Below are 13,706 nucleotides of genomic sequence, written 5' to 3'. Positions count from 1 at the left end.
AAGAGCCTCTTTTCATGATTGCTACTCCGAAGTTCCTTCCTAAAACCTCTATACATCTGGCTCACACCATTCCAGACTCGCTTTGTATAGAAACTGCTTTAGTACTTCTCTCCATCACTGTAACGATTATTCCATAACGACCGTGTACTGAAGAATTCAGCAAACTACATATATGTACAATATCATACTTCATTACCTCTTATTTTGTCAAACGTTACTTAAAAAGATCAAGCTGATCTAAAAATTTTCGGGATCTAATTAAATAGCCACCATAGCGCTCATAGTAAGCTTGCAAAATAGCTTGCAATTTTTTGACGTTTTCAGGCTTCATTTGAATCGTACCAATGCGTTCTAGTTCGACTTCTGAGAACAAATATAATAACTTAGCAAACTTGGGTGAGAGTTCAACCGCTTCTGGATCCACATGACGACATGCCGGACATAAAAAACCGCCTTCCACAATAGAAAAGAAAAATGGCTGCTGTACCCGTCCGCAATTCGTACATTGATTTAATACAGGGGCAAATCCAGCTTTTTTATAGAGTTTTAATTCATACATCATTATCGGAATTTCAGCTTGATCGTTCTCCTCAATCCACTCTAACGTTTGCTGAAACTGCCCAAATATATAAGGGTCCATATCTTTGTTTTCAAGCAGTTTATCAGTGAGTTCTGCAATGTAAGAACAATAAGCTGTTTTCACAAAATCTTCACGTATCGTGCGATGGGAGTTTAATAATTCTCCCTGCTGTATTGTACTTAATCCACTGCCAAGATAGACAAAAAAACGGGCAAAAATGAATGGCTGAGTGACGGCAGCCATTCTGCTTTTTGGTTTTTTTGCCCCTTTCGCCAGTGCTTGGAACTTCCCAAATTTACCACTATAGATAGTCACTAATTTATGTGTTTCACCATAATCTTTTGTTTTCAATACAATACCATCTATCTGTTCCAGCACTCCAAATCACCTGGCCTTTTTTAATTTTGAACAGAAAATCACAAGTCATACTGGCGTGGTTAAACAGATGGTAAATCCATACTTTCAAGTTTAGAAGATGAAGCCTGTTCATTCTCTTCCTGGGTTAATTCTCCTTGTTGCTCTAGTTCTTTTAATAATAAATAGGTTTCAATGTTTCCTGTTTGACAAAACAAATTCCACGTCATATCTAACACAAGAAACCCCCACCTTTCAAATTATTTTCCTGTTAAGGATTGAAAACTTGCTATAAGGATACCCTTGCATAACTTCCCGCTTCTTTTATAGTTTGGTTCGGTTTGCGTTTTTCATTAGTATAAAATATTACCATCTTTAAAACCTATTTCTTTAATACTCATCAAGCCGGAAGCCAAACTCATGTAATTGATTTTGTCTATTTCTCCAATCTTTTTTCACTTTCACCCACAGTTCGAGATATACCTTAGAACCAAGCAAAGCTTCGATATCGCGTCGTGATTGCTGACCAATTTTCTTCAGCATGCTTCCTTGTTTTCCGATCAAAATGCCTTTTTGTGAGCTTCTCTCTGTCACAATGGTTGCTTGTACCAGTAATTTTTCATTTTCATTCTTCTCTATATTTTCAATAACGACAGCAATAGAGTGTGGGATTTCTTCCTTCGTATGATGTAATACTTTCTCCCGAATAAGTTCTGAAATAATAAACCGTTCAGGATGGTCTGTTACTTGATCAGTCGGATAATATTGTGGTCCCTCAGGCAATTTAGCAGCAATTACTTCCAATAAACGATTCACATTATTCCCTTCTAAAGCAGAAATTGGAATAATTTCTTCGAATGAATAAAGATCTTTATACTGATTAATAAGTTGCATTAACTTTTCTGGATCAATTTTATCGATTTTATTAATGACTAGATAAACAGGCTGGTTTACCTTTTGAAGCAAATCAATAATGTATTGATCACCTCTACCGTAGCCTTCATCTGCATTAATCATGAATAAAATGTTGTCCACTTCATTTAATGTATTCTCAGCTACCTGTACCATAAAGTCACCTAAACGATGCTTCGGTTTATGAATTCCTGGTGTATCAATAAAAACCATCTGATATTGACTGGTTGTCAGAACACCTTGTATTTTATTTCTTGTCGTTTGCGCTTTATCACTCATTATTGCTATCTTTTGACCAATTACTCGGTTCATAAAAGTTGATTTCCCTACGTTTGGTCTACCGATAATTGCAATGAATCCTGATTTAAAATTATCTGTCATGCTTTGTTCCTCCGAATTTCTGTTGTTTACTTGATTACTATCATACTACAAATTAGCGATGGTTTCACTAATTCGACAAAACCTTTAACAATCATACAATTTTAATGCTGCTTAGATAAGAAAAAACTAAAATTGTACAACATATAAGTTCAGTTAAAGATTTACTCTCTTTTCATATGGGGCGATGGCAACCGCTCCAGAAATATACTAGGCTTTCCGTGGGCTTATCCTCATTCTGTACATTCCCACAGGACTTCTTCCAATTCACACGAACCTTAACGTGTATCTTTATTCTCCTATGAACAAAAGCGCAGAGCGCCCGGGTAGTGACGTACGGACTGGACTGAGCCGTAGGAGATAAAGGAAACACGACGACCTTAGGGAGTCGATGTTGACTTATCGTACGGAGGTGAGGGAAGTCTCGCTAGTCGCTGGGCGCTGGAGCTAGACGTGGCTGCTTATGTAACTAAGTTATCCACAGCATTCAAATTTTTTAATTTCCTAGAACATAAAAAAAGAGGGTCTATAAACCCTCTTTATTAAGTATAAAATTAAAGTAACTGGATTATTTTAGGTCCGAAAATAAGTATTCCGACAACAACAGATATGATAGCTGTAACAAGGACAACACCCGCTGCAATGTCTTTAATTTCTTTAATTCTGTCATCGTAGTTCGGTTGAATAAAATCCATAACTCGTTCAATGATACTGTTGATCATTTCCGTAATAAGCACCAAACTTATGGTTAATAAGATAATTGCCCATTCGGTGAGAGAAAGGCTGAAAAAGATGCCGAATGCAGTGACAACTGCAGTTGCTATTAAATGCAGCTGAAAATTAAACTCTTTTTTGACCACCGTTTTTAACCCTATCCAAGCAAAACGAAATCCAACATTTCTTTTCTTATCTTTCAATTCCAAACGCACCTAAAATATCGTCTTGTCGCCTGAACATCTTCTTCTCATCTTCCGCATTCATATGGTCATAACCAAGCAGGTGCAAGAAACCATGCAATGCTAAAAAGGCTAATTCTCTCTCAAAACTGTGATTATACGCTTCTGCTTGCTCTTTCGCTTTGTCCACAGAAATAATAATATCACCAAGTACCACGGGCAGACCCTCACCGACAATTTGTAATTCTTCTTCTTCCATTTCCAACATTGCAAATGAAATAACATCTGTCGGTTTATCCTTCCCCCGGTAATCTCTATTAATTACTTGAATTTGTTTATTATCAACAAAGCTAATTGAAATTTCTGCATGAGGCGCTACATCCTCCTGTTCACCTGCAAAAATTAATAATTTTTCTACAAGCTCTCTATAATCATCCGTAACTGCATTGGTTTCATCTTGAAAATCAATAAGCATTATTTATCCCCTTCCTCTTTCGGATACTGAATTCTAGAGTGGAAAATACCTTTCAAAGCGTCGCAAATCGTATGTTGAATGATTTTTAACTCTTTTAATGTTAAAGGACTATTATCTAATTGTCCATCTGAAATTTTACTGTTGATAATCGATGAAACAATGGAATCAATCTTTTCAGGCGTCGGATCTTGGATAGAGCGTACAGCAGGCTCTACAGAATCACAAATACAAATAATAGCTGTCTCTTTCGTTTCTGGTTTTGGTCCAGGATACCTAAAATCTGCTTCCTCTGCTTCCGAATTCAGTTCCTTGGCTTTTACATAAAAAAACTTCACTAAAGAATTAGAATGATGCTGTTTGGCAATGTCGATTATCTCTTTTGGCATTTTATGCGCTTTTAATAAATTTGCTCCATCGGTTGTATGCCGGATAATGATATCTGCACTTTGCTTTGGAGGCAATACATCGTGCGGATTTTTATTTGGCATTTGATTTTCTATAAAAAATCCTGGCCGCACTGTTTTACCTATATCATGATAATATGCACCTACTCGTGCTAATAATCCATTTGCCCCTACTGCTTCACATGCTGTCTCACTAATGTTAGCCACCATTACCGAGTGGTGATAAGTTCCAGGAGCTTCTACTAATAATTTCTTTAATAGAGGCTGGTTAGGATTAGATAATTGCAGAAGTTTCATATCTGTTAGTATCCCTAAGAAACTTTCGAATAATGGCAATAATCCAATTGCCATTATAGCTGAGAGAAAAGCAGCTGCAACGCCTAAACCAACAGATGAAAAGACATCAAACCATGTATACTTTTCAAACGAGAGAAATATAAATAAGATAATAACAGCTGAGTGAATAATCATTAAACCTATTGCAGTTTTTAAAATAACAAAACGATCACTTAATTTTTTCATTAATACGATAGCCGCAAGTTGGGAGAAAAGAAAATAGATAGCAGCTTCCACATGCAGCATCCCTGCGATATGATTATTAAACATAAACGCAGCCAAGACAGCGTATAAAATGCCAAGACGAATTGCCGAACGTTCGTTTAATAATAATTTTAATACAATAGTTATAGCTGCAATGGGAGTGAGTAAATAGAGTGCATTAAACTGATCAAAAAAGACACTTCCTACCTTCATCAGAAAAATAGCCAGCGCACTTAATAAGACTGCTGCTACAATCGGAAGTACACTCCATTCTTTATTCTTGGCAATTTGCAAACATTCTAAGCCGAAAAAATATGCAATAATAGCAGAAAGGAGGACTAACGCAAGAATCGGATAAATATTCCCTTCTTGTGATAAAACACCTACTAATTCTAACTGCTCATAAATTTCATTGGTAATGGTTTGTCCTTCACGAACAATGGTTTCTCCAGCCCGGATGATTACAGGATCAACCAGGGTTGCTGCATCTTTTTTCTCTTGAGCGGTTTCCTCATAGTCGAAAAAAGAGTTCTCCACCACAGCAAAGTCTGCTAATTCCATCAAGGCCTCTTGCAGATCGCTATTTAATTCGGAATCAGCTATAGCGCGTTCTATATTCGTAATTCCTGATTGGATATTTTCTGTCCTGACGCCCTGATTTAAAACCTCTTTTAATGCCTGTGTAAATAAAGTTTTCGCCTCATCTAAATCCGCTTTAGATTGCTGTAACAATAAAATAAATACATCTTCAGAAACTTCGGAACTGATTTCCTCAGAAAGCAAGGCTTTTAGTTCCGTTGCTTCCTCCTCATAAATACCTTCTAGCGTATCTTCCTCGTGCTCTTCTTTCACCTTTAGAACTGCTTCAAAAATTTCATTAATATAATTTAATCTTTCTTCGGTTACTTCTTCAGAAATGCTATATCGGTCAGGAATGGCATTAACAGCTTCTCGTATCCTTTGATCTGTCTCCTGTTTATCTTCAATCGTTATTGGTGAACGTATCGTCTCATCAGAAACAGCAAAACGCTGTATATCATATGTATCGGTTCGTACATTATCCAGTAGTGTTATAAAAACAATTGCTCCGACAATAAGAGCGGGAATTATTGCAAAGAAATATTTTCGTCTCTTTTTGAAAAAAGGAAGTATTTTCTTCCACCTCGTTTTCAAGACCTTCACCCCATTATGTAATTTTAGCGATTACATTTAGTTTATCATGATGCACCCATCTGTATAACTCCTGTTGTTCGAAATGTGCGAAATACCTATGGGGCATCGTATTAATTTATGTTTTTCAAAGAGAACTGTTATATGTAACTATTTCAATTTTGTTCCATTTGTATGTAACTCTTTTTATGAAGAACAAGGATGAGACTTTCGGTTGTCTCATCCTTGCTTCAGCATAGATATTATAAAATTTAAAAGATGAGAGGTTGCCAGTTTTTCTAATCGCCTTCTGTTTCATAGGCATTTATAATTTTTTGTACCAGCGGGTGACGTACAACATCGGCGGCTTGTAGATGCACAAAAGCTAACCCATCTATTTTCGATAACATTCGCTCCGCAACCCTTAACCCAGATGTCACACCTTTAGGAAGATCCACCTGTGTCAAATCCCCCGTAATAATCATTTTCGATCCAAAACCCAACCGTGTTAAAAACATTTTCATTTGCGCTGGTGTTGTGTTTTGGGCTTCATCTAATATGACAAAAGCATCGTCTAACGTTCTTCCGCGCATATATGCTAAAGGTGCAATTTCAATCGTATCTCTTTCAATTAATCGCGCTGTATGCTCAGCGCCTAATACATCATGTAACGCATCATAAAGCGGCCTTAAATACGGATCAACTTTTTCCTTTAAATCACCTGGCAAAAACCCTAAACTTTCCCCTGCCTCGACTGCTGGCCTAGTTAAAATAATTTTTTTCACAAGTCCATTTTTCAAGGCATGAACAGCCATTACAACAGCAAGGTACGTTTTTCCTGTTCCGGCTGGACCAATACCAAACACTAAATCTTTTGACTTTATTGCTTGAATATATTGCTTCTGACCAAGCGTTTTGACACGTATAGATTTTCCTTTATAATTTTTTGTGATTTCATCTTCAAATAACGTCTCAAACTGTTTTATTTTTCCTTTTTTCGCCAACTCCACAGCGTAAACAACATCACGCTCTGAAATGGTTTGACCTTTTCGGATAACGTTTAAGATTGTTAAGAGAATCTCCTGTACCAATTGAACAGCTTGATCTTCTCCAGAAACACGAATCAATTCGCCTCTGGATATAATATCGACATGAAGTAAAGCTTCTAGTTGTTTTAAATGCTTGTCATTCGTACCAAATAAAGCAAGCGCTTCATTGGCACCTTCTAGTTGTAAATCAATATCCACTAAATTTTCGGGCATAATCAGTCTCCTTGAATGATAGGTTCTTCTTTAACAATATTTTCTTCTACAGAAAGATATAAGATTAATTCAACTTTACCATGCTCTATATGTTCATGTAAAATTTTTTCTGATAATATTACAGCTTCTGGTCCCAGTTCATTCTGTAATTGTATTTTTGCTTGCTGAATTCCTACTTCGATTGCCTCTTCTTTCGACCTTTCTTCTTCTATTTTCTCCGTCTCGCTTATTTCATTGGATACATAGGAAAAAGGTAATTCCCATTTAAGAAAATGGATAGGCTGTTCTTTCCGCTCCTCCTGAGAATGTACGAAATCCGGATTCCTAAATCCCCAAAAAGGAAGCTGCACATCACCAAATCGCAAATAATGTCTCTTTTTTTGTTCACCAGTTATCTCTTCTGCCTGATACTGGAGAGGAACACTTACATGTATTTCATACCATGTATTTGCAATTACTTCTGCTTCAGCTGCGATTGGTTGCTGAGGTTTTTCCTCATTGTCTGTATTATTATCCCCTTCTGTGGAATTTAAATTACCGGAAACTAATATTTTGCCCGGGACGACGTAATCATTGACACTTACCATAGCTCGTCCCTTAGAAACATACATATTTGTGATAACGCCCGTTTTCGTTGCTACTAAATTCCTTGGTTCTCCAGGCGGTAATTCTTCCACAATTGTTTTTTCAACAGCTTCTAAGTGTAACGTTGTCCCTTGAAGGTTCACGCCTGTCCAAAGTAACTCCGGGACCTCATTTAAAAGTTGACGTTGAATATCGGTTGGTGAAGCGAGCGAAAATAACCAGACGCCTGGATGCACCCCAAAAGATTCAAGCTCTGTCTCTATTTTCGCTTCAATTTCTTTAGGTACACCTGTGATTTTAACCGACCATAATAAATTAGACAAAACGAAAAAAAACAAAAAGCCAATTAAAATACCTACAAGCAAGAAACGTTTTCTCCGGAGCTTTGAAAGAAAAAAAGGAAAACCTTTTTGATCAACAAAGGAAACTTTATAGAGAGAGCTTCTTCTTAATTTTCGTAAGGCAGCTATATCCTTTAACATGATTGTTGCTTGACAGCATTCATCGTTTATTTTTTTTACATCCCAAATTAAAATATCTTGATTCGCGCATTTTTGTAAAAAAAGTTCCGGCCTGACTCCTTGAATGCGAATAGTAACGTATGCACGTATAGATGGTGAATTTCTTTTTTTCATTTCAACCTCCTATTGCCCGACTAGTGCTTCTCCTTTTAATGTGTTCCTTTTAGCTGGGAGTTACTTTATAGAGAGGTGCTCTCTATAGCATGGAATCGTGCTACATCATTTTTTTATTTCATGGTTCTGATTTAAAAAGAGCACCTCTGAAATGGTTCCCTCCAGCATAATTTCTTTTGGTAACATCATTTTAAGCACAAAGGAATGTCCTTTAATGCTTACAAATCCATTGGTTACTTTCAGTTTTAATTCTTCATTTGTATATAGGGCTAATCCTTGGTGATTTTCAATATAGAAATGCAAATCTCCGATGATGGTTATGCGGGGCATTTCCATAATGACATCGGATGGAAGAGAGAATTGTTCCATTAAGAGTGAACGGATTCTTTGTTGCCATTTTTTCAATGTGATGATCCCCCCTCATTGATACATATGTAACGTGTTTCTTAGACAGAACTAATTTTTGGCGCTTGGAAAATGGATAGTATTCACTAACACTAAATTTCACACCTTCTTTTCTCGCAAAAGAAATACCCTAATCAGCATAGCATGCCAATTAGGGTACGGTTTAGAGTTATTTTCTTCTCTGGACAATACTTCTGTACGGCTTTTTCGCACGTGGAGAACCTAAAACTTCCGCCATAATGATGCCGTTGACTAATCCTTTTCCATCTAAATTCTGAGAAACTCGTTTTTTCATTTCTTGCTTCCCTGGATTTTCTTCTTCAGCATTACGCTCTACAATCAAATCCTTGAATGTATGCTCTATGTTTTCCGAATCTCCCTGGGAGGCAGTTTGATACCGATTTGCCAATCGTTCCATCTGTTCTTTTTGCTGCTCTTGAATATTTCCAGCTGAAATATCTGGACGATTTCTTTCTCTATAAACATGACGTTCTGCACGAGGCTGCTCCCTGTTTCTTTGTGTCGGCTGCCTTGTTCTCGTCCTCGTCTCTTGCGGAGAACGCTGTTGTCTTTGTCGGGACTGCGCCTGTTTGTTTGGAGGTGTAGACTGCTTTTTTCTATTTTCATCTTCTTTTTTCTTGGAATCACCCAGAAAAGCGACAATCCCAGAAATAATGATAGCAATAATAAATAAATTATCAAATATCCAGTCCATATGCCCCCTCCTTTATTATCATTTTAACTACTTGTTTTGATCGTCATCTTTGTTTTCCTTAGACAGCTTACCAATAGAATCGCGCATATCCGTATCAGCATCAATGTTTTGATAGTTCATATAATCCATCACACCCATTTTTCCGGAACGTAACGCTTCTGCTAATGCAAGCGGTACATCTGCTTCTGCCTCTACTACTTTTGCACGCATTTCTTGTACGCGGGCAATCATTTCTTGCTCTTGGGCTACCGCCATTGCACGACGTTCTTCAGCTTTCGCCTGTGCAATATTCTTATCAGCTTCTGCTTGATCCGTTTGCAGGATAGCTCCGATATTTTTACCGATATCTACATCTGCAATATCAATCGATAAGATTTCAAACGCTGTACCTGAATCAAGACCTTTACTTAATACAGTTTGCGAAATCATATCTGGATTTTCAAGTACTTGTGTATGCGCATCTGAGCTACCAATTGTACTTACTACACCTTCACCTACACGCGCAATAATTGTTTCCTCACCAGCACCACCGACTAAACGATCAATATTTGCACGTACTGTAATTCTAGCTAATGCTTTAACTTCAATACCATCCATTGCGATACCTGCAATAAATGGTGTTTCAATTACTTTTGGGTTTACACTCATTTGTACCGCTTCTAATACGTCACGGCCTGCTAAGTCAATTGCAGCTGCACGTTCAAATAATAAATCAATATTTGCTCGTTGTGCTGCAATTAGAGCGTTAACCACTCTATCTACATTACCACCAGCAAGATAATGACTTTCCAATTGATTAATCTTCACGTCCAAACCTGCTTTATGCGCTTTAATAAGCGGATTAATAACTCGATTTGGCACAACTCGACGCAGACGCATACCAATTAGTGTAAAAATACTAATTTTCACTCCTGCAGCTAGTGCACTAATCCAAAGTGCAACTGGAACAAAAGTAAATAAAATTGCTAAAGCAATAACGATAACCGCAATAATAATAAGCGGCATTAAGATGTCTCCCTCCATGCAAACTCCTCCTAATATACATAATTATTTTATTTCCCTGACTCGCACGAACACCTTCTACCCTTTTACGTGTATCTGCAAAAAACGTACAAAAACAACATCAGCAGTCCCTGCATTTCATTCAGCCAATCCAAGAGAGTTAGTAGTATGAATGAGTTTCCTTTAGTTTTGGCTCACACTCATTTTCACCGCTTCTAATACGTCGTCTCCTGCTAAGTCAATGGCAGTCGCACGCTCAAATGGTAAATCAATATTTGCTTCACGTGCAGCAATTAGAGCGTTAATCACTCTATCTGGCTTGCCGCCTGCAAGGTAGTGATTTTCCAATTGTTTCATTTCCACTTCCAAACCTGCTTTATGCGCTTTAATGAGCGGATTAATTACTCGGTTTGGCACAACTCGGCGCAGACGCATACCAATCAGTGTAAAAATACTAATTTTCACTCCTGCAGCTAGTGCACAGATCCAAAGTGCAACTGGAGCAATAGCAAATAAAATGGCTAAAGCAATAACGATAATCAAAATAATAAGCGGTACTAAGATGTTTCCCTCGATGTAAATTCCCCCTATTATACTTAATTATTTTATTTCCCTAACTACGACACGAACGCCTTCTACGCGAACTACTTTTACTCTTTTTCCTTTATCTACAAAGGATCCATCAGAGACGACATCAATTGTCTCATCATTCAGCTCAATCAATCCAGAAGGCCGTAGCGATGTTAATGAGATTCCTTCAAGTCCGACAAGCTCTAAACGGTTCACTGAGGATACATAGCCTTCTTCTGTTGCTGTGCTATCTCGTAAAACAATATGCCGGAATATTCCCTTATCAAGACCAATTCTTCTGAATAAAATCACAGCAAGAATCACAGAAATTAAAAATGCAATACCTATACTCATTGACATATGCACCATATCGTATCCTGACATAAATAAAGATGCAATCACAGCAGCTATCCCCAATACGCCTAGTATTCCTCCTGTTACAAAGAATTCTGCAACAATAAGACCGATACCGATTATAAGGAGCAGAAGTGCTTCCATCCCTGCTAAACCAGCTACAATATGTCCGTAAAAGAATAATAGCAGCGATAGTAATCCCAAACTTCCCGGGACTCCAAAACCAGGAGAATACAACTCCACAACCAGGCCAATGCTAGCCACCGAAAGCAGGATAGGTATTACAACTGGATGCGTTAAAAATCTTGCCAATTCTTCTGCAAAGGAAGTTTCCATTTCTATGATGGTTGCATTAGAAAGATCGAGTTCCTCAAGAAGTTCAGCTCGGTTAGAGACGATACCTTCCGCATAACCTACCTCTACTGCATCTCGAGGACCTAACGTCAAAAATTCTCCCTCAGGAGCTCCATACTCGGGCAAATCGATACTGCTATCTGCCATTGCAGCTGCATAAATAGGATCTCTGCCATTTGATTCCGCGGCACTTCTCATCTGCGCTAGCCAAGCAGATTGTGCTTTTTTGTCAGCAGCAGTTCCATCTTGGTTGATGACTCCACTTGCCCCCATTGTTGCATGCGGATTAAAGTAAATATTATTAGAAAACAAAGCAATGTAGGATCCGGCAGATAAAGCTTCATTCACAATATAAGCCGTTGTAGGAATAGTTAGACTTTGAATTAACGAGCCAATTTGACCAGCAGAATCGACACGCCCTCCTGGTGTATCAATTTCGAAAATGATGTGATCTGCACCATTTTCCATTGCTTCTGTTGTGGATCGATTAAGAAAAGCTTCCAGTCCTCTTTCCACTTCTTTTTCAATCGGAATAATATATACCGTTTCACCTTGACCTTGCTCAGCTTCTACTTGTTCCCCAGTAAATATCGATACAAAGGTTAACACTGATACAAAAAATATGTATACAGCCAACCGCCTGCGATGTCCTTTCAACTTGAATCACCCCCTCATCCTACACCTTAGCTGTATTTACGAAAGTAAAGCATAAAAGGTTTCATTTTTCGCGGATGGGTATACTTTGATAGTACCATACCTTTCGAACGAATAGAAAGCTTCATCTAAGTAACCTAGTGAGAAAAGTCCTTTATGTATGTATATTGTTTTCGATAACAAAATATTTTTACATTGCACGTTGATTATATTAATCCTAAAAAGAGACATCGTATATACTCTAAAAATTAATTTATTCAAAGCTGCAACGCATGACTCAAGGCCTCATGATTCTTTAAAGCCCCCCTATTCTCATAATTAACAAAAGGAAGGATTGCCTGACTTTTATGTAAATCCCCAATTTATTAGTTTATCGATTCCTTTTTCTACAACACAAATCATTCCTGTCAATACTTTAAAAGTTTTGACAGGAATGTTGTCATTAAAATATTATCATGAAGCATAGTCAAATTTTTAAGCATAAATTATATACTCTGCAGTGAAAGCATTTGGTTAAACTCACTGGAAACCTTCTTAACGCTATCAATTGCATTATCGATTTCACTTTGCGTCATAGAGGAAAATCCAATACAAGCAATAATTGAACTAATTTCACCGTTGCTCTTAAAAATCGGCGCGGATACACCCAACGTTCCCATGACATATTCTTCGTTACTAACTATATACCCTTGTTCTTTTGCCATTTCTATTCTGCTAATGTATTTATCCACGTCTGTGATTGTATGGGGGGTTAGTTTTCGCAGCCCTTGGTTCAAATATTTCATCCTTTCTTTTTCGTCCATGTATGCGAGATACCACATCCCATAAGAAACTTCGGTTATATAATGTTGAAATCCGACAGACACATTAACCCTATGCCCACTGTTTATTTCTTCTTTAACCATATATACCAGACGATCCTCAGAAATTCGATTAACCAAGATACTTGTTAAAGAAGTCATATCTACTAATTGTTTTAAATAGGTTTTTGCCAAAGATACGTGATCTATCTGTTCAGAAGCCCTGCTTCCTAATATCACAAGGTACGGTCCTAAGCTATAAGTTTTTGTTAACGAATTGTACGAAACGAATTTTACTTCTTCTAAAGATTTTAAAACTCTTAAACACGTACTTCTATTCATTTCTAGCTTATTGCTAATTTCAGTTAAGGTGCTATTAGCAAATTTGTGTCTACTTAATAATTTTAATATTTTTGATGCCTGAATCACTGCAGGAGCCTCATATTTAGTCGCCATCGTTTTCTTTACGTCCCTTCCTTTTTCTAACACAAAATTTATAATCGGAATAATTTTGACAGTTTTTAATCGGTATTTACCTACCTATCTATCTTATTTGATGACGTACAATAGTCTGTGTAAGATGAATAAATAGGAAAGGTAAGGTTATCCTACCCTTTAGTTAATCACGACAAAAACTAAGAAGAGGAGACCTTACCCATGTCTACTAGTATAACTGATAATG

General features: G+C 37.3%; 13 protein-coding genes and 1 pseudogene. All 14 read right to left on the bottom strand.

Annotated elements, in window-relative coordinates; translation table 11 throughout:
• Positions 1 to 214 precede the first annotated feature (214 nt).
• Entirely contained in the window at positions 215 to 958 is a 744-nt protein-coding gene (recO, locus tag KI343_RS08270) for a DNA repair protein RecO (RefSeq protein WP_212925950.1), read from the bottom strand.
• 59 nt (positions 959 to 1,017) lie between these two features.
• The gene (locus tag KI343_RS08265; protein WP_306432559.1) at positions 1,018 to 1,164 is read right to left on the bottom strand and encodes a YqzL family protein; all 147 of its coding nucleotides are present in this window, start codon (positions 1,162 to 1,164) and stop codon (positions 1,018 to 1,020) included.
• A 160-nt stretch (positions 1,165 to 1,324) separates the two neighbouring features.
• Positions 1,325 to 2,227, bottom strand: a complete 903-nt coding sequence (gene era, locus KI343_RS08260) for a GTPase Era (protein WP_212925948.1) — start codon at positions 2,225 to 2,227, stop codon at positions 1,325 to 1,327.
• A gap of 551 nt (positions 2,228 to 2,778) precedes the next feature.
• Positions 2,779 to 3,141, bottom strand: coding sequence for a diacylglycerol kinase family protein (locus KI343_RS08255; protein ID WP_212925947.1), 363 nt, complete (start codon positions 3,139 to 3,141; stop codon positions 2,779 to 2,781).
• Entirely contained in the window at positions 3,131 to 3,595 is a 465-nt protein-coding gene (gene ybeY / locus KI343_RS08250; RefSeq protein WP_212925946.1) for an rRNA maturation RNase YbeY, read from the bottom strand. The genes KI343_RS08255 and ybeY overlap by 11 nt, the downstream gene beginning before the upstream one ends.
• Positions 3,595 to 5,712, bottom strand: a complete 2,118-nt coding sequence (locus KI343_RS08245; protein ID WP_212925945.1) for an HD family phosphohydrolase — start codon at positions 5,710 to 5,712, stop codon at positions 3,595 to 3,597. Before KI343_RS08245 ends, ybeY begins: the two co-directional genes overlap by 1 nt.
• A 275-nt stretch (positions 5,713 to 5,987) precedes the next feature.
• Entirely contained in the window at positions 5,988 to 6,950 is a 963-nt protein-coding gene (locus KI343_RS08240; RefSeq protein WP_212925944.1) for a PhoH family protein, read from the bottom strand.
• 2 nt (positions 6,951 to 6,952) lie between these two features.
• A complete protein-coding gene (gene yqfD / locus KI343_RS08235) occupies positions 6,953 to 8,170 on the bottom strand; it encodes a sporulation protein YqfD (protein ID WP_212925943.1) in 1,218 nt (405 codons plus the stop codon).
• 105 nt (positions 8,171 to 8,275) lie between these two features.
• Positions 8,276 to 8,575: a sporulation protein YqfC gene (yqfC, locus tag KI343_RS08230; protein ID WP_212925942.1), complete on the bottom strand. Its 300-nt coding sequence runs from the start codon at positions 8,573 to 8,575 to the stop codon at positions 8,276 to 8,278.
• A 169-nt stretch (positions 8,576 to 8,744) separates the two neighbouring features.
• A complete protein-coding gene (locus KI343_RS08225) occupies positions 8,745 to 9,290 on the bottom strand; it encodes a hypothetical protein (RefSeq protein ID WP_212925941.1) in 546 nt (181 codons plus the stop codon).
• A 27-nt stretch (positions 9,291 to 9,317) separates the two neighbouring features.
• Positions 9,318 to 10,313 (bottom strand): flotillin-like protein FloA, encoded by a 996-nt coding sequence (gene floA, locus KI343_RS08220; RefSeq protein ID WP_212925940.1) that lies wholly within the window; start codon positions 10,311 to 10,313, stop codon positions 9,318 to 9,320.
• A 171-nt stretch (positions 10,314 to 10,484) separates the two neighbouring features.
• A pseudogene (locus tag KI343_RS08215) lies at positions 10,485 to 10,868 on the bottom strand (flotillin-like FloA family protein); the annotation flags it as partial.
• A 24-nt stretch (positions 10,869 to 10,892) separates the two neighbouring features.
• Positions 10,893 to 12,227: an NfeD family protein gene (locus tag KI343_RS08210; protein WP_212925939.1), complete on the bottom strand. Its 1,335-nt coding sequence runs from the start codon at positions 12,225 to 12,227 to the stop codon at positions 10,893 to 10,895.
• 482 nt (positions 12,228 to 12,709) lie between these two features.
• The gene (locus KI343_RS08205; protein ID WP_212925938.1) at positions 12,710 to 13,480 is read right to left on the bottom strand and encodes an IclR family transcriptional regulator; all 771 of its coding nucleotides are present in this window, start codon (positions 13,478 to 13,480) and stop codon (positions 12,710 to 12,712) included.
• Between the last annotated feature and the right edge of the window lie 226 nt (positions 13,481 to 13,706).

It is taken from the genome of Oceanobacillus sp. J11TS1, from assembly GCF_018333215.1.
Lineage (GTDB): Bacteria > Bacillota > Bacilli > Bacillales > Amphibacillaceae > Oceanobacillus.
The sequence above is the reverse complement of the archived record's forward strand: the minus strand, read 5'-3'. Positions and strand labels throughout refer to the sequence as shown.